General features: G+C 62.8%; 23 protein-coding genes. 11 read left to right on the forward strand and 12 right to left on the reverse strand.

Annotation, left to right across the window (positions count from 1 at the left end; all coding sequences use genetic code 11):
- Positions 1 to 20: 20 nt before the first annotated feature.
- The 6 genes from H621_RS0121970 (at position 21) to H621_RS0121995 (ending at position 8305) form a co-directional block, all read left to right on the forward strand.
- A complete protein-coding gene (locus H621_RS0121970; protein WP_028945433.1) occupies positions 21 to 845 on the forward strand; it encodes an ion transporter in 825 nt (274 codons plus the stop codon).
- A gap of 93 nt (positions 846 to 938) precedes the next feature.
- Positions 939 to 1937, forward strand: coding sequence for a sulfate ABC transporter substrate-binding protein (locus tag H621_RS0121975; RefSeq protein ID WP_028945434.1), 999 nt, complete (start codon positions 939 to 941; stop codon positions 1935 to 1937).
- Between the two features lie 169 nt (positions 1938 to 2106).
- Complete coding sequence (locus H621_RS0121980; RefSeq protein WP_028945435.1) at positions 2107 to 4143, forward strand: mechanosensitive ion channel family protein; 2037 nt, start codon at positions 2107 to 2109, stop codon at positions 4141 to 4143.
- Positions 4144 to 4185: 42 nt separating this feature from the next.
- Positions 4186 to 4572: a DUF2946 domain-containing protein gene (locus tag H621_RS0121985; protein ID WP_028945436.1), complete on the forward strand. Its 387-nt coding sequence runs from the start codon at positions 4186 to 4188 to the stop codon at positions 4570 to 4572.
- Positions 4573 to 4671: 99 nt separating this feature from the next.
- The gene (locus H621_RS0121990) at positions 4672 to 6840 is read left to right on the forward strand and encodes a TonB-dependent receptor (RefSeq protein WP_036990289.1); all 2169 of its coding nucleotides are present in this window, start codon (positions 4672 to 4674) and stop codon (positions 6838 to 6840) included.
- 10 nt (positions 6841 to 6850) lie between these two features.
- Positions 6851 to 8305, forward strand: a complete 1455-nt coding sequence (locus H621_RS0121995; RefSeq protein ID WP_028945438.1) for a PepSY domain-containing protein — start codon at positions 6851 to 6853, stop codon at positions 8303 to 8305.
- A 139-nt stretch (positions 8306 to 8444) separates the two neighbouring features.
- On the opposite strand, the gene H621_RS27470 is transcribed toward H621_RS0121995, so the two are convergent.
- Positions 8445 to 9407 (reverse strand): class I SAM-dependent methyltransferase, encoded by a 963-nt coding sequence (locus tag H621_RS27470; protein ID WP_051270682.1) that lies wholly within the window; start codon positions 9405 to 9407, stop codon positions 8445 to 8447.
- Positions 9408 to 9556: 149 nt separating this feature from the next.
- Between H621_RS27470 and H621_RS28280 the strand changes: the two genes are divergently transcribed.
- On the forward strand, positions 9557 to 10252 hold the full coding sequence (locus tag H621_RS28280) for a DsbA family oxidoreductase (protein ID WP_028945439.1): 696 nt from the start codon (positions 9557 to 9559) through the stop codon (positions 10250 to 10252).
- On the opposite strand, the gene H621_RS0122010 is transcribed toward H621_RS28280, so the two are convergent.
- Positions 10161 to 11075, reverse strand: coding sequence for a LysR family transcriptional regulator (locus tag H621_RS0122010; RefSeq protein ID WP_028945440.1), 915 nt, complete (start codon positions 11073 to 11075; stop codon positions 10161 to 10163). The two genes, H621_RS28280 and H621_RS0122010, sit on opposite strands and share 92 nt — an antisense overlap.
- 86 nt (positions 11076 to 11161) lie before the next feature.
- Between H621_RS0122010 and H621_RS0122015 the strand changes: the two genes are divergently transcribed.
- Entirely contained in the window at positions 11162 to 11854 is a 693-nt protein-coding gene (locus H621_RS0122015) for an alpha/beta hydrolase (protein ID WP_028945441.1), read from the forward strand.
- On the opposite strand, the gene H621_RS0122020 is transcribed toward H621_RS0122015, so the two are convergent.
- Positions 11841 to 12746, reverse strand: a complete 906-nt coding sequence (locus H621_RS0122020) for a DMT family transporter (RefSeq protein WP_028945442.1) — start codon at positions 12744 to 12746, stop codon at positions 11841 to 11843. The genes H621_RS0122015 and H621_RS0122020 overlap by 14 nt on opposite strands.
- Positions 12747 to 12876: 130 nt before the next feature.
- On the opposite strand from H621_RS0122020, the gene H621_RS0122025 reads away from it, so the two are divergent.
- Positions 12877 to 13314: an Lrp/AsnC family transcriptional regulator gene (locus H621_RS0122025; RefSeq protein WP_028945443.1), complete on the forward strand. Its 438-nt coding sequence runs from the start codon at positions 12877 to 12879 to the stop codon at positions 13312 to 13314.
- Positions 13315 to 13447: 133 nt separating this feature from the next.
- Here H621_RS0122025 and H621_RS0122035 read toward each other — a convergent pair whose 3' ends face one another.
- The 3 genes from H621_RS0122035 to H621_RS0122045 are packed head-to-tail and all read right to left on the reverse strand — an operon-like array spanning position 13448 to position 16005.
- The gene (locus H621_RS0122035; protein WP_028945444.1) at positions 13448 to 14368 is read right to left on the reverse strand and encodes a transporter substrate-binding domain-containing protein; all 921 of its coding nucleotides are present in this window, start codon (positions 14366 to 14368) and stop codon (positions 13448 to 13450) included.
- A gap of 9 nt (positions 14369 to 14377) precedes the next feature.
- Positions 14378 to 14728 carry a RidA family protein gene (locus H621_RS0122040; protein WP_028945445.1) on the reverse strand — a complete coding sequence of 117 codons (351 nt, stop codon included), beginning with the start codon at positions 14726 to 14728 and terminating at the stop codon, positions 14378 to 14380.
- Positions 14729 to 14763: 35 nt separating this feature from the next.
- Positions 14764 to 16005 carry a D-amino acid dehydrogenase gene (locus H621_RS0122045; protein WP_028945446.1) on the reverse strand — a complete coding sequence of 414 codons (1242 nt, stop codon included), beginning with the start codon at positions 16003 to 16005 and terminating at the stop codon, positions 14764 to 14766.
- 106 nt (positions 16006 to 16111) lie between these two features.
- Here H621_RS0122045 and H621_RS0122050 point away from each other — a divergent pair, with 106 nt between their 5' ends.
- Complete coding sequence (locus H621_RS0122050; RefSeq protein ID WP_028945447.1) at positions 16112 to 17026, forward strand: LysR family transcriptional regulator; 915 nt, start codon at positions 16112 to 16114, stop codon at positions 17024 to 17026.
- Between the two features lie 12 nt (positions 17027 to 17038).
- On the opposite strand, the gene H621_RS0122055 is transcribed toward H621_RS0122050, so the two are convergent.
- From H621_RS0122055 to H621_RS0122065, 3 genes are all read right to left on the reverse strand, one after another.
- Positions 17039 to 17701, reverse strand: coding sequence for a hypothetical protein (locus H621_RS0122055; RefSeq protein WP_028945448.1), 663 nt, complete (start codon positions 17699 to 17701; stop codon positions 17039 to 17041).
- A gap of 210 nt (positions 17702 to 17911) precedes the next feature.
- Positions 17912 to 18250, reverse strand: a complete 339-nt coding sequence (locus H621_RS0122060) for an FKBP-type peptidyl-prolyl cis-trans isomerase (protein WP_028945449.1) — start codon at positions 18248 to 18250, stop codon at positions 17912 to 17914.
- A gap of 142 nt (positions 18251 to 18392) precedes the next feature.
- Positions 18393 to 19355 (reverse strand): DMT family transporter, encoded by a 963-nt coding sequence (locus tag H621_RS0122065; RefSeq protein ID WP_028945450.1) that lies wholly within the window; start codon positions 19353 to 19355, stop codon positions 18393 to 18395.
- Between the two features lie 155 nt (positions 19356 to 19510).
- Between H621_RS0122065 and H621_RS0122070 the strand changes: the two genes are divergently transcribed.
- Positions 19511 to 20404, forward strand: a complete 894-nt coding sequence (locus tag H621_RS0122070) for a LysR substrate-binding domain-containing protein (RefSeq protein ID WP_028945451.1) — start codon at positions 19511 to 19513, stop codon at positions 20402 to 20404.
- Here the strand turns inward: H621_RS0122070 and H621_RS0122075 are convergent.
- The 3 genes from H621_RS0122075 to H621_RS0122085 all read right to left on the reverse strand — a co-directional run bounded on the left by H621_RS0122075 (position 20397) and on the right by H621_RS0122085 (position 22327).
- Positions 20397 to 20804 (reverse strand): GFA family protein, encoded by a 408-nt coding sequence (locus H621_RS0122075; protein WP_028945452.1) that lies wholly within the window; start codon positions 20802 to 20804, stop codon positions 20397 to 20399. The genes H621_RS0122070 and H621_RS0122075 overlap by 8 nt on opposite strands.
- 124 nt (positions 20805 to 20928) lie before the next feature.
- A complete protein-coding gene (locus tag H621_RS0122080) occupies positions 20929 to 21867 on the reverse strand; it encodes a 2-hydroxyacid dehydrogenase (protein ID WP_028945453.1) in 939 nt (312 codons plus the stop codon).
- 46 nt (positions 21868 to 21913) lie between these two features.
- Positions 21914 to 22327: a hypothetical protein gene (locus H621_RS0122085; protein WP_028945454.1), complete on the reverse strand. Its 414-nt coding sequence runs from the start codon at positions 22325 to 22327 to the stop codon at positions 21914 to 21916.
- Positions 22328 to 22332: the final 5 nt, after the last annotated feature.

The following is a 22332-nucleotide window of genomic DNA, read 5'->3' on the forward strand; positions in this document are numbered from 1 at the left end:
ATTGTGAAATGGAGCTGAACATGGATACCCCCTTGAGCTGGCGAGAGCGGCTCTACGTCGTCGTTTTTCAAACCGACACCGTCGCGGGCCGACGTTTTGACAGCCTCCTGCTGCTGATCATCCTCGCCAGCCTGATCACCGTGGTGCTCGACAGCATCGATGAAGTCCACCAGAACTACGCCGGCTTGCTGGCCGGCATCGAGTGGGGCTTCACCGCGATCTTCCTGGCCGAATATGTGGTGCGCCTGTACTGCTCGCCCAAGCCCCTGCGCTACGCCTTCAGTTTTTATGGCCTGGTCGACCTGCTGGCGATCGTGCCGGGGATCATCGCCCTATACTACAGCGATGCCCAGTACCTGCTGATCATCCGGGTGATCCGGATGCTGCGCATCTTTCGCGTGCTCAAGCTCAGCCCCTACCTCAAGCAGGCGCATTACCTGCTCGCGGCATTGCGGGGCAGCAAGCAGAAGATCATCGTCTTCCTGGTCAGCGTCTCGACCCTGGTGACGGTGTTCGGCACCTTGATGTATGTGGTCGAAGGCCCCGAGCACGGCTTTACCAGTATCCCCAAGGGGATCTACTGGGCCATCGTCACCCTGACCACCGTGGGCTTTGGCGATATCGTGCCCAAGACGCCGCTGGGCCAGGTGATTTCCTCGATGGTGATGATCACCGGCTACTCGATCATTGCCGTGCCGACCGGTATCTTCACTGCCGAGCTGGCCAATGCCATGCGCGGCGAACAGCTGCAGCACGACTGTCCGGTGTGCCGCAAGAACAACCATGAACATGGGGCAGCGTTCTGCTCCCGTTGTGGCAACGCGTTGTTTAAGAAAATGGAATAAGCACAGCACTTTTTAATCTTTTAGCGCCTAAAGCCGAACCGTTATAGTCGCTGGCAAAATGCCTTTGATGCCAATTCGAACAAGGAATGCACAGTGAAAAAACTCTTCAGTGCCTCGCTTCTGGCCGCAGGCCTCGCCCTGAGCAACCTGGCCCACGCAGCGCCGCCGCTGCTGAACGTCTCCTATGACGTGATGCGCGACTTCTACAAGGACTACAACGCCGCCTTCCAGAAGCACTGGGAAGCCGAGCACAAAGAGAAACTCACCGTGCAGATGTCGTTCGGTGGTTCGAGCAAGCAGGCGCGCTCGGTCATCGACGGCCTGCCGGCCGACGTCATCACCATGAACATGGCCACCGACATCAACGCCCTGGCCGACAACGGCAAGCTGGTGCCCGACAACTGGGTGACCCGCCTGCCGAACAACAGCGCGCCGTTCACCTCGGCCACGGTGTTCATCGTGCGCAAGGGCAACCCCAAGGCCCTCAAAGACTGGCCCGACCTGCTCAAGGACGGCGTCCAGGTCATCGTGCCCAACCCCAAGACCTCGGGTAACGGCCGCTACACCTACCTCTCGGCCTGGGGCTATGTGTTGAAGAACGGCGGAGACGAGAACAAGGCCAAGGACTTCGTCGGCAAACTGTTCAAGCAGGCGCCAGTGCTCGACACCGGCGGTCGCGCCGCCACCACCACGTTCATGACCAACCAGATCGGCGATGTGCTGGTGACTTTCGAGAACGAAGCCGAGATGATCGCTCGCGAGTTCGGCCGCGATCAGTTCGAGGTCATCTACCCAAGCGTCTCCGCCGAAGCCGAGCCACCGGTGACCGTGGTCGACAAAGTGGTCGACAAGAAAGGCACCCGCGCCACTGCCGAGGCGTACCTGAAGTACCTGTGGTCGCCAGAGGCCCAGGAAATCGCCGCCAACAACTACCTGCGCCCCCGTGATGCAACCGTGCTGGCCAAGTACACCGACCGCTTCCCCAAAGTCGACTTCCTGTCGGTAGAGAAGACCTTCGGTGACTGGCGCACCGTGCAGAAGACCCACTTCAACGACGGTGGTGTGTTCGACCAGATCTACACCGGCCAGTAACCAGGCCCTCGGCAGCGGCTACAGATTACCCGTGTAGCCGCTGGCGACAGCCTGCGATCGGCCGAGCAGCGGTCGTGCCTCAAGACAGTTGCTCCTGCTCCGCGATTGCTCCTCCAACGATCCGTTCATTGACTACCCTTTCCGTGATCCACGGTTCAAGGAGTACCCAGTGACCCGATCTTTCCTCGCCCTGCTGCTCGGCGCCCTGCTAAGCATCCAGTTGGCGGCCGCGGTACCCCTGCTGCCCAAGGCTGACAAATCCACTGAACCCGCCGAACCGGTGGTCCAGGGTGGCCTGCTGGGCGCGATTGCCGATGGCCTGGACGACGTCAGCCAGGAGCTGGATGTCGACAACCACCTGATCGACAACTGGCGCCTGCGCGCCGACCGCGCCGCCGATGAAGTCGATCAGTTGGTCACCAAGCCGGCGGGGTTGAGCTCCCTGGAACTGTGGCGCGATTTCGCCATTCTCACCGTCACCTGGCTGATCGCCTTTGTCGTGCTCACCCAGCTGGGGCGTTTTCTGGCCCTCAGCAGCAGCCGCTCCCGCCTGCTGCGCGAGCGACCGCGGCCGAGCCAGGTGGTCAAATACCTGCTGGTCTACACCCTGCCCGCCCTGGCCAGCCTGATCATCACCCTCTACGTCAGCCACTTTCTGGCTATTTCGGCCGGTCGCGCACTGGGCATGAGCCTGGCCTATGCCACCAGCAGCGGTACCTTTTCAACCTCGATCATTCTCTGCCTGATCACCCTGTTCGACACCGGGCACAAGCGCACTGCAGTGCGCATCATCTACCAGGTGGCACCACGGCCACTGTTTCTGATCGGCTTCCTGGCGGCCTGGAGCGATGCGCTCACCAGCCCGCAGATCGCCCGGCAACTGGGCGGCAACATCACCAGCAGCATCGCCGCCGTGACCGGCCTGCTGGCAACCCTGGCGTTCGCAGTGCTGGTGCTCAAGCTGCGCCGCCCGGTCGCGCACCTGATCCGCAACCGCGCCTTGCCCGACCGCCTGGAACACCGTGCGGTACAGGAAACCCTGCGCATTTTCTCGGCACTGTGGTTCCTGCCGATCCTGATGATGATTCTGGTCTCGGCCATCCACCTGATCGGCGCCGGCGAAGAAAGCCAGCGCGCCCTGCAAAAGGCCCTGCTGACCTCGATCCTGCTGATCGGCACAGTGTTCCTCAGCACCGTCCTGCAGCGCATGTTCATCCACCAGGAGCAGGACGCCAGGCAGCGCCTGCGGCCCTACAAGGAACTGCTGCGCAACCTGGCCTATGCACTGCTGCGCATCGCCATGGCAGTGGCCTTCATCGAGCTGCTGGGGCGTATCTGGGGCTTCTCCGTACTCGATTTCGCCCTGCGCAACCGCCTGGGCCGGGCCATCAGCGATTCGTTGAGCAGCATTGGCCTGATCCTGCTGGTGACCTGGCTGCTGTGGGTAGTGATCGACACCGCCATCCAGGAAGCGCTCAAGCCCACCGTCGGACGCCGAGCCTCGCGCCAACCCAGCACCCGGGTGCGCACTATCCTGCCGATGCTGCGCAACGCCATCAAAATCATCCTGGTGGTGATCTGCACCATCACCACCATGGCCAACCTGGGCATCAACGTCGCTCCGCTGCTGGCCGGTGCCGGCGTGGTGGGCCTGGCCATCGGCTTCGGCTCCCAGCAACTGGTGCAGGATGTGATCACCGGCCTGTTCATCCTCATCGAAGACACCATCGCCATCGGCGACTGGGTGGTGCTCGACTCCGGCCACGCCGGCACTGTCGAAAGCCTGACCATCCGCACCCTGCGCCTGCGCGACGGCAAGGGCTTCGTACACTCGGTGCCGTTCGGCCAGATCAAGGCAGTCACCAACCAGTCGCGGCAGTTCGCCTATGCGTTTTTCTCCGTACAGTTCAGCTACGCCACCAACGTCGACAGCGCCTTGAAACTGATCCGCGAAGTGGGCCACTCGATCAGCGAAGACCCGATGCTGCGCCACAGCCTGCAAGGGCCGCTGCAGGTGTTCGGGGTCGACAGCATGAACCTCAACGGCATCACCCTTACCGCGCAGTTTCGTACCAGCTCCGGCGGCCAGTACGCGGTCAACCGGGCCTTCAACGAACGCCTGAAAAAGCGCGTGGACGAAACCGATGACGTCAGCTTTGCTCAGTACTATCCAGCCCCGCCCGGCCGAGGCGAAGGACAGGCCTGATTGATCTTTCTAGCCCCTGACATCGGTGATAAAGTCGCGCCCATGAACCCCACCCGCGCCCACCGCCCGCTGATTGCCTGGACCCTGTATTTCTGTGTCCTGTTCAATCTGTTCGCCTGCGGTATCGGTCATGGGCAAATGATGGGCCTCAAGCTCAACGGCATCGGCGGCGCCTTCTGCTCGGCCATGGGCTCAGCGGGCCCAACCTTCAAGAGCGATTTCGGCGATCAATCGGTCGCCGGCTGGGACAGCCTGCAAACCTGCCCGGTGTGCGCTGCAGCTGTGGTGTGCCTGGGCCTGGTGCTGGTCATCGGCTGGCTGCTGGCCGCCGCGCGTATCCGCCGCTATCACCGTGAACTGCGCAGCAAGGCGCCACCCCGCTATTGCTGGCCTGCCGCCAACCCCCGCGCCTCCCCCTTTCTGGCTTGAACCACCTGGCCGCCCGTGCGGCTGCCTGTAATCGGCCTCATTGCCGTACCTGACCCACAGGTGCCGCTGGCCGCTGGCTCAATTTCCAGAGTTCGACAAATGCCCAACTCCTATCGCCTTTCCGGTTGCGCGGCGCTGCTCTGCGCGCTGTCCATGAATGCCTCGGCCGAGGCCCAACTGACCCTGCCTGATGTGCGTATCGAAGGCCGCGCCGACAGCGAAGACGGCGTACTGCTCGACACCCCTTCACAAACCGGTTCGCGCCTGGGCCTGACCCCGCGGGAAACCCCGGCCTCGGTAAACATCGTCAACCGACATCAGCTCGAGCAACGCGGCGCCCAGACCACCCAGGACGCCCTCAACGGCGTGCCTGGCATGACCGCCGCCTCGCCACCCGGCTCTGCAGGCTCGGTGGCCTACCGGGGCTTTTCCGGGGCGCAGATCACTCAGCTGTTCAACGGCATCAGCGTGCAGTACGACTCGATTGCCGCACGCCCGGTAGACAGCTGGATCTACGACCGTGTCGAAGCCATTGGCGGCCCATCGAGCTTCCTGTTCGGCGCCGGTGCCGTGGGCGGTTCGATCAACTACATCACCAAGCTCGCCAGCCGTGACGAAAACTTCAACGAAGGCCGCATCAAGTACGGTTCCTACGACAGCAGCGAAACCTCGTTCGGCTTCAACCATGCCTTGAACGAAGGCGACGGCATCCGCAACTACGCGCGCCTGGACTTCAGCCATACCCACAGCAACGGCTACGTCGACCGCGAGGAGCGCGATGCCTGGAGCATGGCGTTCTCGCTGCTCACCGACATCAACGATCAGCTCTCCCACACCCTGGCCCTGGAATACCAGAACGAGACCGTCGACAGCCCCTACTGGGGCAGCCCGGTGCTCAACCCACTGGGCGGGGAAATGAAGGTCGACGAAAGCCGGCGCTTCGAGAACTACAACGTCGAGGATGGCCGCTACGAGCAGCGGGTGCGCTGGCTGCGCTCGATCACCGAGTACCGCTTCAACGACGACACCTCGGTGCGCAATACCCTCTACCACTACAACACCGAGCGTAACTTCCGAAACCTTGAAACCTATGCCTACACCGCCGACAACAGCCACGTGAACCGCTCCAATGCCTTGCTGCAGCGCCACGACCAGGAGCTCAACGGCAACCGCTTCGAGCTGCTGCACCAGGGCCAGTTGCTGGGCATGAACAGCCAGTGGTCGGCCGGGCTGGACTACAGCCACAACGTGCAGATGAACTACCCGCGCTCAGTCACCGGGGTGTTCGACAGCGTCGACCCTGCGCACTTCGACCCCGGTCACTTCTACGACCTCAACGGCATGGTCCCGGGCTACCAGAAAAACCGCCAGAACACCGTGGACACCTGGGCGGCGTTCCTGGAAAACCGCCTGCAACTGACCGAGCGCCTGTCGCTGCTGACCGGCCTGCGCTACGACCATATCGACCTTGAGGTCCACAACTACCGCACTGTCGACGCCAACAACCCGCTGGACTTCAAGCAGACCTACGAGCCCACCACCGGGCGAGTCGGCCTGGTCTACCAACTGACCCCGGCCGCCAACGTCTACGTGCAGTACAGCACCGCCGCCGACCCACCCGCCGGCATCCTCACCACCGCCACCTTCGCCCAGGTACGCGACTTCGACCTGAGTACCGGCAAGCAGGTCGAGGTGGGCAGCAAGTTCGACTTTCTCGACGGCCGTGGCGCCGCCACCCTTGCTGCCTACCATATCGAGCGCAAGAACCTCGCCACAGCCGACCCGGCCAACCCTGGCTTCACCCAGCCGGTGGGCAAGCAGTCGTCGCGCGGCGTCGAGCTTGCGGGCTCGTTGCGCGTGACCCCGCAGCTGCTGGCCGAGGGCAACCTCGCCTACGTCGATGCCCAGTACGATGAGTTCAACGAGAACGTCGGTGGCACCAGCGTGTCGCGCAAGGGCAACACCCCGACCAACATTCCCGAGCGCGTGGCCAACCTGTGGCTGACCTACGACATCGACCCCAACTGGCAAGTGGGTGGCGACAGTCGCTATGTGTCGTCGGTGTACGCCGACGCAGCCAACACCCGGCATGCGCCGTCCTACACGGTGTTTGGTGCCTTTGTCGGCTACAAGGTCGACACCGACACCCGCATCACCGCCCGGGTGCGCAACCTGACCGACGAAGTCTATGCCCGCTGGACCAGCGCCAGCATGCTCTACCTGGGTGCCCCGCGCTCCCTGGAGCTGGCCGTGCAGACGCGCTTCTAGGATGCCCGCGATGAAACGCTACCTGTACCTGTGGCACCGTTGGCTCGGCATCGGACTGTGCCTGTTCATGGCCCTGTGGTTCTTCTCGGGCGTGGTCATGCTTTATGTCGGCTATCCCAAGCTGACACCCCGGGAACACCTCGCGCACCTGCCGGTGCTCGACCTGCAGGGCTGCTGTGTCGACCTGGGCAGCGCCCTGGCTGCCGCCGACCCGGACCGGAGCCCATCGAGCATCCGCTTGAGCACCGTGGCTGGTACGCCGCGCTACTTGCTCAGCTACAGCGGTGGCAGCAATGTGGCCGTGGATGCTCGCACGGGCCGGCGCCTGGGGCCGACCGATCACAACCAGGCCGTGGCCAGCGCCCATCAATACGACCCACTGGCGCCAGCGCGCTACCGCGGCCTGGTGCAGGAAGACCTGTGGACGCACTCCCGGGCCCTGGATGCCGATCGTCCGCTACAGCGCGTGCAACTCGACGATGCCGAAGGCACTCTGCTCTATGTCTCCGGTCAGACCGGCGCAGTGGTGCGCGATGCCAGCGCCGTAGAGCGTGGCTGGAACCTGGTCGGTGCCTGGCTGCACTGGCTGTACCCGCTGCGCGGCATCGGCCTGGACGGGCTGTGGAGCAACCTGGTGATCTACCTGTCGCTGGGCGCTACCTTCATGGCACTGCTGGGCACGGTGATCGGCGTGTTGCGCTGGCGGTTGCGCAAGCCCTACCGCAGCGGCTCGCGCTCGCCCTACCGAGGCTTTGCCCGCTGGCATCATATCGGTGGCTTGCTGTTCGGCGTGCTGGCGATCACCTGGATCTTCAGCGGCTTGATGTCGATGAACCCGTGGCGGGTGTTCAGTAGCGCGGCGCCGCTGAATACCGCTGCCTACCAAGGCGGGGTACTGAAGGCCGAAGCCTTCCCGGAGTCGGCGCAGCAGGCGATCGCGCGCTTTGCCGATGAAGGCTTTGCAGTACGGGAGCTGGAGTGGCGGTTGATCGGGGGAACGGGGTATCTGGTGGGGCATGACGGTGCCGGCCGCACCCGGCTGCTAGCCGACGGGGAAGTGCTTGGGCGCTTGCCGAAGGCAGTACTGGATCGTGCTGCCCAGGCGGTGCTGCCGGCGGTGAAAATGCACAGCGAACAACTCGACACCTACGACTTCTACTATTACGCACGGGCCGAACAGAGCATGCTCGGGCACCTGGACAAACGCTTGCCGGTGCTGCGAGTACGGTTTGACGACCCGCAGCAGAGCTGGCTGCACCTGGACCTGTACACCGGCGAACTGCTCGGGGTGATGGACCAGCCCAGGCGGGCGTCACGCTGGCTGTTTGCCTTGCTGCACAGCTGGGACTGGCTGCCGTTGCTGGAGCGAAGGCCACTCTGGGATGTGTGGATGATAGTGCTCAGCATCGGCGGGCTGGTGATCAGTGTCAGCGGTATCGTGCTGGGCTGGCGCAGGCTGCGGTAGGAGTATCCTGAATACCACCGCTGCGCGGCCGATCGCAGGCTGTCGCCAGCGGCTACCGGGCATTCTGTAGCCGCTGCCGAGGAACGAGGCTGCGATCGACTGCGCAGCCGTCGCAAGGGTGGCGCTAGCGAACTGAAAGTTACGTCACATCGCGGGGCAAATCGAGACGTCGCACCGCCGCTCCTGCAAAAACCATTGCCTTGAGTCCGCCGGCCGGATCGACGTCCGGGAATTCCGGCGCATTGGCCACGCGCTCCACGAAAGTCAGGGCCGGCGCCTCGTGCGCCATGCCCTCGATCAGGAACTCAGGCCCGATCCCCGGATCGTTCACACACGCCAGGACCGTCCCCGACTCACTCAACAGTTCCGGTAAACGGCGCAGGATCTTGCGGTAGTCCTGGGTCAACACAAAGCTGCCTTTCTGAAAGGTGGGCGGGTCGATGATGATCAGGTCATAAGGCCCGGACTTGCGCACCTTGCCCCACGACTTGAACAGCTCATGCCCCAGAAAGCTCACCCGCGACAGATCATGGCCATTGTGCCGATGGTTGTCCCGCCCCCGGCTCAGGGCCGAGCGCGCCATGTCCAGGTTGACCACGTGCTCGGCACCGCCGGCAACCGCCGCCACGGAAAACCCGCAGGTGTAGGCGAACAGGTTGAGCACCCGCTTGCCGGCCGCCCGCTCACGCACCCAGCGGCGGCCGTAGCGCATGTCGAGGAACAGGCCGGTGTTCTGCTTGACGCCCAGGTCCAGCTGGTAGCGAAGGCCATCTTCGTCGATCAGCCAGTGCTCGCTGGGCGTGCCCAGCAACCAGTGGCCCGGGCTGTCGGGCAGGTAACGGTGCTGGATCAGGATCGCCTGCCCTGCCCAGCAAGGCGCTTCAGCCAGTGCCAGCAGCATCTGCTCCAGCGCCTGCAACTGCCCCTCGGGCGGCTCGCGAAACAGCGACACCAGCAACACGCCCTGCAACCAATCCACGGTGATCTGCTCAAGCCCCGGCCAGCACCGGCCGCGGCCATGAAACAGCCGTCGGGTTTCTGTCGGCGCCGGGTCAAGGGCCGCGAGCAGGTGGTGCTGGAGGGTGTCGATCACAGAAGTCATGGGCAAAGTCGATGGCGTAAAGCGGCCTATTCTACCCTGCCCGTTCACCCATGAAAGAAGTGCGCCGATAACCCGTATTTTTGTCGCTTTTTTTCGACCGCTGGCACTGGCGATAGTACCCGCCTCCCCTTCAGCAACGGGTCACTGCCATGTCTTCCTTGAAAGTCGAGTTCTTCCACGACGTTGTCTGTGGCTGGTGCTTTGTGCTTGCCCCGCAACTCAAGCTACTGCAGCGCGAACTCGATCTGGATATCCAGCACCGCAGCTTCATCCTGCAATCGAGCCGCGACGAAATGATCGAGCGCTTCGGCTCGATGGTCCAGGCCAAACAGACCATTCTCGGCCACTGGCAATCCTGTGCCGAAGCCGAGGATGTAAAACGCATCAACATCGAAGGCATGCGCCAGCAACGTTTCGAGTACCCCAACGGCCTGCTCGCCGCCCGGGCCTGCCAGGCCGCTCATGCGTTGGGTGGCAACAGCGCCCATGGGTTGCTGTTCGACCGATTGCAGGCGGCGCACCTGGTGCACAGTCGCAACATCGGCGACCCGGACACCGTGGTGGCCATTGCCGCTGAAGCTGGCTTCGCCCCCCAGGCGTTCCACCACAGCCTGCAGTATCAGGCACCCGCCTTGCTCGACCGCGACCTGCAACTTGGACGAGACCTGAATATCCGCTCGGTACCTTCGCTGGTAGTGGCCGAGCGGTATGTGATTGCCGGCGCCGTGGGCGTTGAGCAGTTGCGTCAAGCGCTCACCCAGATTCGCTCGCACCTCGACCAGCCTGCTGGGCACACAACTGACGCAGGATCAGCACCATCGCCTGCACCTCGGGGTTGTGCCTGAACACGTCGGCATACCCCAGGTACATCGGCACCTCGCGCTCACGCTGATGCTGCAGTGGCACAGGGCGTAAGCGCCCTTCAGCCAGTTCCCGGGCAATGGCATGCCTGGGTAGCCAGGCAAACCCCAGGCCACGCTCGACCAACGAACTGGCTGCGGCCAGGCTGCTGACGGTCCAGCGCTGGGAGGTGCCGAGCCAGCCGCTGTTCTGTACGTGGCGCGCGCCGGAGTCACGAATCACCACTTGCCGGTGGGCCTTCATCGCGTCCAGGCTCACCTCACCCTGCGCTGCCGCCAACGGATGCCCGACGGCCACCACGCAGATCAGCGGCACGCTGATCAAGAATTCCTGAACGTAGCCCGCCGGCAAACTGCTGGCGACACCCAGCTCCACCTTGCCGTCCTCCAGCAATTCAGCGGCCCCGGACAACGCTGTTTCATACAGGCGAATACGGTGATGGGCGAATGTCGAAGAGAACTCATGCAGCGCTTGCTGCAGCAATTCGAACGGGAACAGCACATCCACCGCCACCCCCTGTTCGGCAAACAGGCCCGGCTGATACTGGTTGGCCAGTTGCTCAAGCTTGTGCGCAGCGCCCAGCAAGTGCTTGGCCTGGGGCAGCAGTGCCTCGCCCAGGGGCGTCAACACCGCCTTGCGGCCTTCGATGATGAACAGTTCCTGATCGAGCAGCGCCTCCATACGATTGACCGCGTGGCTGATCGCCGACTGCGACTTGAACAAGTGCTCGCCCGCCTGCTGAAAGCCCCCGCATTCCACCGTAGCCACGAACGCGCGCCACTGGTCGAGACTGATCCTTGAAAACATCATGACCTCCCTGTCGATCGCCAGCCGTCGGTGTCTGGCAAATGCACCTAAACTACCACTCCCACCACTTTTGCCGGGCAACGATCATGAGCGAGAAACCCACCATAGTTCTGGTTCACGGCTTCTGGGGCGGTGCCGCCCACTGGAGCAAGGTCATCCTCGAACTGTCACGCCTGGGTCACCGCGACCTGCACGCCGTGGAAATGCCCCTCACCTCGCTGGCCGACGATGCCGAACGCACGCGCAAGATGGTCGCCTCGATTCCCGGCACGGTACTGCTGGTCGGCCACTCCTATGGCGGCGCGGTCATTACCCAGATGGGCAACCAGCCCAATGTCGCCGGCCTTGTGTACATCGCCGCTTTCGCCCCCGATGACGGCGAAAGCCCGGGCAGCATCACCGGTAACAATCCACCTGAAGCGGCGGCCAACCTGCAACCGGACACCGACGGCTACCTGTGGATCAAGCCCGACAAACTTCACGAAAGCTTCTGCCAGGACCTGAGCAAGGATGAAGGACTGGTCATGAGCGTCACCCAGAAGGCGCCGCTGGCCAGCACCTTTGCCGACACCATCAGCAACCCCGCGTGGAAGCACAAGCCTTGCTGGTATCAGCGCTCGACCCACGACCGCATGATTCACCCCGACAACCAGGCCTTCATGGCTGAACGCACGAAGCCCAAAGAAACACTCAACCTGGAGGCCAGCCATGCGTCACTGGTCTCCAGGGCCGCCGAAGTGGCCGCCCTGATCGACCGCGCCGCACTCAGTCTGGCTTGACCGCAGCCGCCTTGGCCGCTGGCTTGAACCACCAGCCCTGCTGCATGCCAGCCGCCGCCAGCAGGATCGCCGCCACACCCAGCCATTGCAGCGGCTCCAGGCGATGGCCAAAGGCGAACCAGTCGACGAAGATCGCCGCGATCGGGTAGATGAACGACAAGGCCCCGGTCAAGGCGGTCGGCAGCTTCTGGATTGCGCCGTACAGCAGCACATACATCACCCCGGTGTGGACAATCCCCAGCGTGATCAACGAGCCCAGCTCACCGGCTTCGCTGGGCAGGCCCGACGTGTTGGCCCAGGGCGCCAGCAGCAAGATGCCGGTGCATACCTGGACCAGCGCAATCAGATGTGGCGGTGTACCGCTCAAGCGCTTGATGATCAACGCCGCCACGGCATAGAGAAACGCTGCGCCAAGCGCCAGGCCAATGCCCAGCAAATACTCATTGCCGCTGCCGCCCTGGCTGCCATGGGCACTGACGATCGCCAGCATCCCGAGAAACGACAACGCCAGCCAGAACAGCTTCTGCAGCGTGATCTTCTCGCCGAGGAACACCGCCGCCAGCCCCACCAGCATGAATGGCTGGACGTTGTACACCGCCGTGCCGATGGCGATCGATGCGCGAGAATAGGAGGCAAACAACAACACCCAGTTGCCCACGATCGCCACCCCACTGAGAACCGCCAGGGCGAAGGTGACGCGGGTCAGGATACCCGGCTTGAGAAAACCCATGGCCAGGCAGATCAACAGCAACGTACCGGCCCCGAACACGCAACGCCAGAACACCACATCCAGCACCGGTTGCCCGGACACCAGCACAAACCAGCCGATGGTCCCCGAAATCAGCATCGCGGCGACCATCTCGAACGACCCACGGCGTATTGAACTGTCCATCACCCACCTCCTTGACGATGGGCAAATTATCACCAGCGCGACGGGGCGGTTCCAGTGGATAAAACAGGCTAAGCTGAAAATCTACCTTTACTATCAAGGCAGATTTCTAAATCCGCCTAACGAGGCCACTATGACCGACGATATTGACCAGGTATTGATAAAAGCGCTGATGGAAGACTCCCGGCGCTCGCTCAAGGCCCTGGCACAACTGAGCGGGCTGTCATCACCCAGCGTCAGCGAACGCCTGCGTCGCCTGGAAGAGCGCGGCGTGCTCAAAGGCTACACGGTAGAAATCGACCCGCGCTGTTTTGGCTACCAGCTGCAAGCCATCGTCCGGGTGCGACCATTGCCGGGGCAGTTGCAGGAAGTAGAGCGCCAGATCATGGCCATCCCCGAGTTCACCGAATGTGACAAGGTGACCGGGGATGACTGCTTTATCGCGCGCTTGCATGTGCGTTCGATGGAAGAACTCGACACGGTTCTCGACAAGCTCAACAGCCATGCCGAAACCAACACGGCGATTGTGAAGAAAACGCCGGTGAAGCGCCGGTTGCCGCCGATGGCGTAGCCCCTTGGGGCACGAACCACGGCCGCTGCGCGACCGATCGCAGGCTGTCGCCAGCGGCTACGCCGGCCTGTGCTGCAATGGTTTCGATCGACTGCGCAGCGGTCGCCAGGTGTTGCGCGATTGCCTCAGCCAGTCACATTGCATCGAGGCGTGAGCCCGCTTCTACCGGCTCACTCGACGGCTTGGCAATCAGCCCCTTGAGCTCACTGGTCATCGGGAACTCCAGGTTCAACCCGTTTGGCGGGATCGGTTGCTCGAACCAGCGTTTGTAGATGCCATCGATCTTGCCGCTGCGGTATACATCCGCCAGCGCTTCGTTGACCAGTGTCAGCAGCTGCGTATCCCCCTTGCGCACCATGCAACTGTAGATTTCCTGGGACTGCGCCTCCCCCACCACTACCCAGTCATGCGGGTTGCGCGCCTTGGCCCGTTCACCGTAGAGCAACGCATCGTCCATGTAGAACGCAGCCGCGCGACCGGTCTCCAGCATCTTGAACGCCTCGCCATGGTCCTTGGCGCTGATGACCGAAGCCCCCAGCTTGTGTTCGAGGTTGTAGTTCTTCAGGTACTTTTCGTTGGTGGTGCCTGCGGTACTCACGACGTTCTTGCCCTTCAAGTCGTCCAGGCTGTGGATGCCACTGTCTTTATTGGTCAGCAACTGGCCTTTGACGAAGATGAAGCCGTAGGAGAAATCCACCTGTTTGGCACGCTCTGCGGTAACGCCGGTGGTACCGCACTCCAGGTCGACGGTGCCGTTCTGAACCAATGGGATGCGTGTCTGCGAGGTCACCAGGTTGTAGCGCACTTTCAATTCAGGCACTGCCAGCTTGGTCTGCAGGTGTTTGACGATTTCACCGGCCAGGTCGACCGAGTAGCCCATGGGCTTGCCACTGTTGTCGCCAATGTAAGAAAAAGGAATGGATGAGTCGCGATAGCCCAGGGTGATGCGCCCGGAATCAGCGATTTTTTTCATTGTGCCAGTGAGGGGTGGGGTGTCGGCCATCGCAGAATGTGCAAACAGCAGCGACAGGGCAATCAGGGCAGGTTTGAACATGATGACCTCCTAGCCGCGCACGGCAGTCACAGTAATTTCCACGCGCACACTCGGGCGCGCCAGTTCGGCCTGCACGGTGGTGCGGGTCGGTACATGACCAGGTGCGAGCCAGGCCGACCAGACATCGTTCATCGCCTCGAAGTCGGTGGCAATGTCCTTGAGGTAAATGGTGGCGCTGAGCAACTGGCGCTTGTCGCTGCCCGACTCGGCGAGCAGGGCGTCGATCTTGTCCAGCACCTCCTGGGTCTGCTCGCGGATGTCGCGGGCCTGGGTGGGTACCTGGCCGGAGAGGAACACCAATTGCCCAAACAGGGCGGCGGCGCTCAAGCGCTCGTTACTGTGCAAACGGGTTATCGACATCAGGACACTCCTTGCGATTGTTGTTTTTCTACAGGTCAGGCAGCCCGAGGGGACAGGCCGTGCAAGTCGATCGACGGCGCGCGGCCGCTGATCAGTTCGGCCAGCAATGCGCCACTGGCACACGCCAGGGTAAAGCCGAGGGCGCCATGGCCGAGATTGAGCCAGAGGTTGCGGTAGCGGGTGGCCCCCAGCAGGGGCACGCCACTGGGCGTTGCCGGGCGCATGCCGGCCCATTCCCGGGCATGCGCATAGTCAGCGGCATGGGGCAAGGTACTGACCGCCAGCTGGCGCATGCTGGCCAACCGCGCAGGGTCCAGCGATTCGTCGAAGCCGACGATATCGACCATGGCCGCAACGCGAAGTTGGTCTTCGAGACGGGCATAGACAATCTTGCGGTCGTAGTCGGTGATGCTGACAGCCGGAGCCTGCTGCCCCGCCCTTATCGGCGCGGTCAGGCTGTAGCCCTTGAGCGGATAGATCGGTACCTGCAGGCCCGGCAGGCCGAGACGGGTGCTACGGTGCCCGGCACAGAGTACCAGGCGCTCCACCGGCACCACCTGGTCGCCCAGCTCCAGCGCCTGGACCACACCATCGGCATGACGAATTCGACTGACGCTCTGGCCCAGCAGCAGGCGGCACTGCCCTGAGGCCTGCAAGCGTTCGGCCAGGGCCAGGCAAAAACGATGACAGTCGGCGACTTCTTCATCGGCGGTGTACACCCCGCCGATGAAGGGAGCATCGGCCAGTGCCGGTTCCAGTGCGGCGATGCCGACAGCATCGAGCACCTGCTGCCCCTGGGGATCGAGCAGATGATGGCGGGCATGGGCAAAACTGGCCGGGTTGCGAAAAGTCACCAACTTGCCATTGCGCCGCCAGGCGAAACCGCCCAGTTGGTCTTCCTCACGCCAGTGAGCCAGAGTGGCCTGGCTGTGCAGGGCCAGGCGCAACAGGTGAGCGGCATTGGTGCGGTTGACCGAGCTGCGGCACGCGGCCATGAACGCCCCCATCCAACGCCATTGGGCCAGATCCAGGCGCGGACGCAACTTGAGCGGCGAGTCGCTGCGCAACAGCCAGCCCAGCGCCTGCAGCGGCACCCCGGCATCGGCCAGCGGCGATACGTAGCGGTAGGACAATTGCCCGCCATTGGCGTAGCTGGTGCCACCGGCCAGGCTCTTGCGCGCCTCGATCAGATCAACTGCAAAACCTTCGCGTACCAGGGCGTAAGCCGTTGCCAGGCCGATGACGCCGCCGCCGATCACTGTTACCCGCTGTGCCATGTGCCTGCATCCACAAATCCGAAGGCCTTCAGACTAGGGGCGGTGACAGCCGCTGGATAATGAATAAAAATGGCTCAGCCATAAACAAAGGTTATGGGTTATTGCCATGCGCTTGCGTCATATCGAAGTATTCCAGGCCATCCGCCAGACCGGCTCGATCAGCGGCGCGGCACAGTTGCTGCACGTGACGCAGCCGGCAGTGTCGAAAATTCTCCAGCACGCCGAGGCTCAGCTGGGATTCCCGCTGTTCCTGCGAGTGCGTGGCAAGTTGCAGATCACGCCCGAGGCCTTGGCCCTGGAACGCGAAGTGGACAAGGTCAGCGACAGCGTCGAAGGGGTTCGGCGTCTGGCCGCCAGCCTGCGCCGCCAGCCGGGCATGAGTTTGCGTATCGGCGCGACGCCGGCCCTGGCCTTGTCGCTGTTTCCACCGGTGATCAGCCTGTGGTCCGAACGTCATCCGCAGTCCGAATGCGAGCTGTCGAGCTACCACAGTCGCGAGCTGGTGCAGCAGTTGCTGATGCGCGAGATCGACGTCGCCCTGACCTTGCGTCACCCGGAACACCCGGGGCTAAACGCCCAGGCGTTGGCTCATGGTGTGCTGGTGGCGCTGGCGCCAAAGGGTTACTGGGCCGAAGAAAGCCAGGGCGTGCCGCTGTCGGTCGAAGCACTGGCCGGCGCACCGCTGATCGGTTTGAGCAGCAGCGACCCGCTGGCGGCGCAGGTGGGCAGCTACCTGAAGAATCTGGAACCTGCGCCGCGCATTGGCATACGCGTGCAGACCTACTCACTGGCCCGGGCCATGGTCGAGTCAGGCGCCGGGCTGGCATTGATCGACCCGTTCACTGCCCTGGGCTCAAAACACACCCTGGTACGTCCGTTGAATCCGCCCCTGCCAATCACCCTGTACGCACTCACGCGCGTCAATGAAAGCCATCCGCACACCCTGGACGACTTGCTGCAGTTGTTTGGCCAGCGCGCCCGCGAGCAGATCGCCAAAGTCCCTGCCTTGCAAAGTTCCTGAACCTGCCGGCAATCAGCTCGGGCAGCTCTGCTCACCGTTGTTCAGGCCCTGCTTGTAGTTGCGACTGAGCAGGCTGGCCTTGCCGTTGTGCCAGGTCAGGGTCAGCACGTAGAGCGAGTCGAAATCGCCACCGTCCCAGTCCTCGGTGATGACCTGTTTCTCGCCCACGGCTTTGCCGGCCACGGTATTGATCAACTCGGGCAGGTAGCCGTGGGACCAGGCGGTATAGACGGTGGCGTTGCGGTATTTGTCTTGCAGCAGTTCGTCGGCAAGCGCACCGGTGTCGTTGGCACCGAAGTCAATGTTCACCGGCAGCCCGAGCTTGATGGCGCTGGGGCTGATGGTCATCAGCGGGCGGATGTAGCTGTAGGCATCGTCCTTGCTGCCCTCTTCCACATGGCGGGACGGGTTGGCAGCGAACACGTAGTCGGCCTTGCCGAACTTTTCCGGAAGCACGGTGGCCAGGTCCAGCGCACGATTGAGTCCCTGGCAGTTGAGTTGCCCCAAGCCTTCGCCAGGCTTTTCGGCATGGCGCAGAAACACCAGGGTCTGGACGCCATCCACAGGCTCGGCGCGGCTTTCGACGGCTTCCACGGCCAGCAGCGTGACACCACCGAGCAGGGCCAGGGAACACACGGCGTGGCGGTGACGCTTGAACAGGATCGACAACTTCATGGAGCGAACTCTTCTACGGCAAAAGGGATGTGGCGGACCCGCCTGTGACACACCGCGGCCGAGGCCGCGGGTGATCCCTGTCTGTCGTTCCATCCGTGGAGCGGGCTAACTGAGAGTGCGATAAGCCCGTTTGGTTCGATCCTTGAGCGCTCAACCCTGAGCACGAGTGACTTTAATACCTTGATATTGCACAAATAAGACCAACGGCCATCAATCGTCGCGGGTCAGGACTTCCAGCAACTCGATCTCGAAGGTCAGGTTCGAGTGGGGCGTGATCGCGCCCATGCTGCGTTCGCCGTAGGCCAGGTGCGAAGGTACCACGAGCTTGCGCTTGCCACCGACCTTCATGCCCATTAGGCCCTGGTCCCAGCCCTTGATGACACGGCCAGTGCCGATTACACACTGGAATGGCTTGCCGCGATCATAGGAAGAGTCGAATTTTGTGCCGTCTTCGAGCCACCCTGTGTACTGCGTGGTGATCAGGGCGCCCTTGACCGCTTCCTTGCCGTCGCCGAGCTGGATATCGATGATTTGCAGTTCGCTGCTCATGGTTTACCTCGTTCAAGCGCTGTATTTCATGGCAGCCTTTTCGCAGGAATGAACAGCGTTTGCAAGCGCCGCGGAGCTTGCTGTGGGAGCAACGGTCTTGCTCAAACCTGTGGGACCGGGTTTTCCCCGCGATCACGATAATTCAAGTTACATTGCATCGCGGGGCAAGGCGAGACGTCGCACCGCCGCTCCTACCCGGGCCGTGTTGGCGCATCGACAGGCATACGCCGCCGATCACCAGGACGATGGCTGCGCCTTCCAGCAGGTTCGGGCCGCTTTGGCGCCAGATGAAGGCGTACAGCAGGGCGAACAAGGTTTCAAACACGATCAATTGGCCGCTTAAGGTCAATGGCATACGCTTGGACGCGGCATTCCACAGCAACGCCGCCAACCATGAGCCGAAAATCGCGCAGGCCAGGCTGTATGCCCAGAACAGCCACCAGCGCTCGGTCGATGCCTGCACCTGCAGTTGCGCGGGCTGCCACAGTGCAAGGAGGGCCACCAGCACCAGGCTGAACACACCGGTCATCACCCCGCACAGCACCGACCATTGGTGGCTGTCGAAATGTCCGCACTGTTTGAGGTAACGGCTGTTGTGTACGGCGTACCAGGTCCAACAGGCCAGCGCTGCGAGGGCATAGAGCACGCCGGCGATCTTGTCTTCCAGTGCCCCTTGCTCGACGGCGAAGGTTTGCAGGTTGATGCAAAGCATACCGGCAAGGATCAGCATCAAAGGCACGAACAGTTGCTTGAGTGCCACCCCCCCGCTGTCGTGGCGACCATAGAGCGTAATGGTCAGCGGCAGCACCCCCACGATCAACGACGCTGGCGCCACACTCAACCGCTGGATCGCTGCCACCAGGCAAATGAAGTACAGCAGGTTGCCGATCAGCGCCAGGCGTCCCAGCATCCACACATCCGGCAGGGTCAGGCGGCCAAGGGCCTTGCGCATCGGGATGGCCAGCACCAGGGTCACCAGCCCGAACAATACGAAGCGGGCGCAACTGAGCAGTACCGGACTGAACTCTGGCAACAATTGCGGCACCATCAGCACCAGTCCCCACATCGCACCGGCTACACCGGCATAGGCCACACCCTGTTTCACGCTGCCTGCTCCTGTTCAACGAAGTGCGCAGGCTACCGCTCGACCTGAAACAGGACAAAAGATCATTCGGCATGCAGCCATTCCTTCGGGGAATGGCTTTCGTCGTGAAAGCATCGACTCTATGATGCAGCCATTCCCTGGACCGGACCCTCAGCATGAGTCGCTTTGCCCGTCACCTGCCCCCGCTGGACACCCTGATTGCCTTTGAAGCAGTGGTGCGCACCGGCAGTTTTACTCGCGCCGCCAGCGAGCTGTACCTGACCCAGAGCGCGGTGAGCAAGCAGATCAAGGTGCTTGAAGATCACCTCGGTGCGGTGCTGTTCGAGCGCCGCGCCCGAGGCATTGCCCTGACTGCGGCCGGCGAAGGGTTCAACAGCATTGTCGAACCCATGCTGGAGAGCCTTCTGGCTAATGTGTTGCGCCTGAAAACCGGCCACAGCAGCCGCAATGTCAGCGTCATCTGCACCCATGCGGTGGCCCAGTACTGGCTGTTCCCACGGCTGCTGCGCTTCAACGCACTGCACCCGGAACTGACCGTGAATATTCACGCCAGCAACGAAATCAGCGAAAGCGACATTGCCCACTACGACTTCGGCATCCTCTATGGCCATGGTCGTTGGAGCTCACTCAATGCCGATAAACTGTTCGACGAAACCATCTACCCCATCGCCAGCGTCAAACGCAGCCTGCCGGCGGTCAGTTCATTGAGCGAACTGCAGGCACTGCCGTTGATTCAACTGGACGCCTCGGCCTGGAACTGCCTGGACTGGCCAGACTGGTTCGCCCACCAGGGTGTGCGCTACAAGGCACCCGCCGATGCGGTGACCTTCAACCAGGTGAATCTTGTGTTCGAGGCTGTACTGCAAGGAATGGGCGTGGGATTGGGCTGGGAATTCATGGTTCGCGAGCGCATCGACAATGGCGATATCTACCCGGTATCGGCGCTTGTCGTGCACACAGGCCAGGCCGACTACCTGGTGCACGACAAACAGGCCCCCTGCTCACCCGCCGCACAGGTGTTCCAGGGCTGGCTGCTGGGGCTCAACTGAACAGGGCTTCGACTTCGGCAGCGGTCATGGTCTTGGTGTCGTTGGCAAAGCAGTAGTAACTCGGTTTTTCATCGATATACACCTGCAGATCGAAGACCCAGTCGGTGTCACCGTCCAGCACGCCCACCGACACCGAGTCGAAGTCGCCGGACTTCAACCGATACAGCAGGTGCGTGCCGCACTGCCCGCAAAACAGGCGTTCGGCCCATGCGGAGGAGTCGTAGATTACCGGTTGCCCGGCGGTGAACGTGACCGGTTCCGAGCAATGCACCGACAACAACGGGCCTCCCGCCCACTTGCGACACATGCTGCAGTGGCAGGCATCGACGCTGGCTTTTTCCACGTTGACACTGAGTTTGACGGCGCCACACAGGCAGCTTCCGTGTTTTTCGAAGGACATGTTCGAGGCTCCACGCAAGGAAGTGAGGCGCCAAGTGTAGACCGGTAGGACCGGGCTTGCCCCGCGATGCATGTGCCTGACACATCGCGATCGCGGGGCAAGTCGAGACGTCGCAGCGTCGCGCCTACAGGGTGACTGGCGTCAGCACTGGTTTGCCGGCGAAGAAGGCCTGCAGGTTCTTGAGCACCAACGCCACGGTATCGCGCGCGGCATCCGGGGACTGGCCGGCGACGTGAGGGGTGAGTACGGTGTTGGGCAAGGCTTTCAGGGCATCCGGCACTGCAGGTTCATCGTCGAACACATCCAGTGCTGCGCCGGCGATCACGCCATTGCGCAAGGCCCCGACCATATCGATGGTATTGACCACGCTGGCCCGGGCGATGTTCACCAGAAAGCCGTCCGCGCCCAATGCTTCAAGCACCGGCTTGTCGATCAATTGACGGGTATGGGCCCCACCGGGAGTGGCAATGACCAGAAAGTCCGAGGCCTGGGCCAGCGCCAGCGGGCTGTCGCAATAGCTGTAGGGTACATCGCTGCGCGGGCTACGGTTGTGGTAGCTGACGTGCATGTCGAACCCTTGCGCCGCACGCTTGGCGATCGCCAGCCCCACTGCGCCGAGGCCCAGGATACCCAGGCGCTTGCCGCTGACCGAAGGGCTGATGACCCGGTTCCACTCACCGCGTCGGGTAGAGGCATCGGCGCGGGGAATGTCGCGCACCACTGCCAGCAGCAGGGCCATGGCGTGGTCGGCCACTGCCGTGGCATTGGCGCCCGCACCATTGGTGACGGTGATGCCGCGAGCAGCCGCCGCGGCCAGGTCGACCTGTTCGTGGCCGGCGCCGATGACGCAGATGATTTTCAAGGCGGGCAATGCGCCGATCTCGTCGGCATGCAGGCCCAGGGGGCCGCGGGTCAGCACCGCATCGATCTTGCCGCCATGGCGGGCAATGGCTTCGGCGCGCAGGGCTGGGGTCTGCGCGCGAATCAGGTGAAAGCCGCTGTCTTCCAACAGTGGCAGGTAGTCATCGACCGTTTCTACCAGCACCAGTACCGTTTGTGTCATGCCATGCTCCCGACTGTTTGCGAGGGCGCATTATGCGGACTTCCGGTTACTGGGCAAAAGCCCGTCCCAAACCACCCGGCACGCCACTGCTATCGATTTCCTGCCAGGGGCCGTTGAGGTTGGTCGACCAGCTCCAGCCGTTGTTCCAGCGGTAGTAGGTGCGTTGGCGGTAGAAGGTGTTGGTCTGGCCTTCGAGCACGTACACACCCAGGCGCGGGTCCCAGTGGCTGGCGCCACCGGGCGGTGGCGCAAAGCTTGCCGAGGTGCGCGGCATCGGCTTGGGTGCCGGAGTGATCACCGGCTTGCTCGGCTTGGTGGTGGGCGGCGGTGTCGGCTTGGTGCTTGGCCCCGGGGGCAGGGTTTCGATCGGGGGCGCAGTGGGTTCGGAGGGCTGATGAACAGTACACGCACTCAGGCCAACGGCCAGGGAAAGAAGGGCAAGGCGTGCAATGCTGTTCATAGTGA

Source organism: Pseudomonas vranovensis DSM 16006, assembly GCF_000425805.1.
Classification (GTDB): domain Bacteria; phylum Pseudomonadota; class Gammaproteobacteria; order Pseudomonadales; family Pseudomonadaceae; genus Aquipseudomonas; species Aquipseudomonas vranovensis.